The organism is Collinsella aerofaciens (genome assembly GCF_039752985.1).
Lineage (GTDB): Bacteria > Actinomycetota > Coriobacteriia > Coriobacteriales > Coriobacteriaceae > Collinsella > Collinsella aerofaciens_BT.
The window spans coordinates 1-1,994 of record NZ_JBDMHA010000124.1; the positions used below are offsets into that span (position 1 = coordinate 1).

The 1,994-nt window shown below is 57.4% G+C and carries 2 protein-coding genes; both read right to left on the minus strand.

What is annotated here, in order from left to right:
• Window positions 1-303 precede the first annotated feature (303 nt).
• Entirely contained in the window at window positions 304-1,008 is a 705-nt protein-coding gene (locus tag ABHR76_RS09920) for a transaldolase (RefSeq protein WP_346977633.1), read from the minus strand.
• A gap of 324 nt (window positions 1,009-1,332) precedes the next feature.
• On the minus strand, window positions 1,333-1,994 hold a 662-nt coding region (locus tag ABHR76_RS09925; protein WP_346977635.1), incomplete at its 5' end, for a PTS transporter subunit IIC.

Below are 1,994 nucleotides of genomic sequence, written 5' to 3' on the forward strand. Positions count from 1 at the left end.
CCTCAGAGACGAAAAAGCAAAATACAGCCCCCGTTTTAGCGTCGTCAGAGCCAAAACGGGGGCCGTTCCATGCTTCGGTCAACTGATAAAGACCTTTACCTTGCTGAATACTCTCAATTTTGCACGGCGCAGGCGGGGGTACCTTTGCCCACGGCAGGATATGGAAGCCAAGCGCCAACTTGCTGGCAAGCTTGTGTCGGCAGCCCCGGCCTTTCCTTTGCCTAGCGCGACCCTCACGGAGCGCATGGGCGATAGGGAAAGGAAAGGCCGGGCGAACAACTCGCAGCGCAGCCAGTGTTCGCGTTACGGCAGGATATGGAAGCCGAGCGACGCGATATCCTTGGCAAAGCCGCGCACGGTGTCGAGCGAGACCTCGTAGGGGTCACGGCCGATGTTCTTGCGCTTGGCCAGGATGCTGTTGGGCACCGTGATGATCTGGCAACCGCAGGCTTCGGCCTGGTAAATGTTGATGAGCTCGCGCGTGGATGCCCACAGGACCTCACAGTTGGACTTGGCAGCGGCCTTCTTGACCGACTCCGTCATAAACGGAATGGGATCGACGCCGGTATCGGCGATACGACCGGCAAAAAGCGAGATGATGGACGGCGTCCCGGCGTCAACGGTCTCGACCATCTCGTCGACCTGCTCGGGCGTAAAGATGGTGGTGACATTGACCTTGATGCCGTCGGCCGAAAGCTTGCGCACCAACTCGGCGGTGGACTCGCCCTTGGTGGTCACGCACGGAATCTTGACGTAGACGTTCTCGGCCCAGGTAGCAATCTCGCGGGCCTCGACCTCCATGGTCTCGACGTCATCGGCAAAGACCTCAAACGACACGGACACATCGGTGATGTGGGCTAGGACCTCCTTGGCAAACGCGCGGTAATCCGTCACGCCGCCCTTCTTCATAAGGGACGGGTTGGTCGTGAAACCCTGAACGTTGCCGTTCTCGTACATGTCGAGCATGCCCTCGAGGTTTGCACCGTCAGCGAACACCTTGATTGCCATCTGCCTGATTCCTTTCGTTTGCATAAGGCCGGTAAACTGCTAAACACTTTACCTATGTTTATCAAGGCGTGAACTGCGGGTTTTTATCTTCTCGGCGAACGGTTTTACGGTTTTACCATTTTTATATCGACACCCCAGCAGCAAAACGTTTTTGCCATTCATTGCGTTTGATTCCGCTCACGGCGCAGAGACGATGCTTCGTCAATACGTTTTCACAACCACTTCAAAACAAAAAGCGGTGACGCCTCATTTGAGACGTCACCGCTTCCGTGTAGGAGCCGGTTATCGGAGCTCCGCCCGATTAGGGCTTAACGTATGCCTGGATTACTCTTCCTCAACGTGGTTAATCACAGCACCCTTGGTGTGGATGAAGTTGGGGACGAAGGCGACGACCAGAAGGACAGCGAGAATCGCGTAGACACCGGTGGTACCGAAGGCCTCGGCAGCGCGGCCAAGCGTAATACCAATGACGGAGAAATCGAAGTCGCCGAACGTAGTGTTCTTGAAGCCAAAGACGTCAAGAACAGGCAGGAGCAGAGCCGGGGCAAAGGTGATGAGCAGGCCGTTGACGAAAGCACCAAGAGCTGCGCCCTTGCGACCGCCGGTAGCATTGCCGTAGATGCCTGCGGTAGCACCGCAGAAGAAGTGGGGAACCATGCCCGGGATGATGAAGATGCCCAAGGTAGCGCCCACGATGAACATACCGACCACGCCACCGATGAAGGAGGCAACAAAGCCGAGGATGACGGCGGTGGGAGCATAGGGGAAGAAGACGGCGCAGTCGACGGCGGGGATGGCGCCGGGGATCAGCTTGTTGGAGATGCCCTGGAAAGCCGGGACCAGGTCGGCAAGGATCATACGAACGCCGTTGTAGACGATAGTGACACCGACGGCGAAGGACAGGGCACAGGTCAGGGCGTAGACGATTACATTGTCGCCGCCAGCGGTCTTGGTAACGACCGCAGGATCTGCGATGTAAGCGGCGA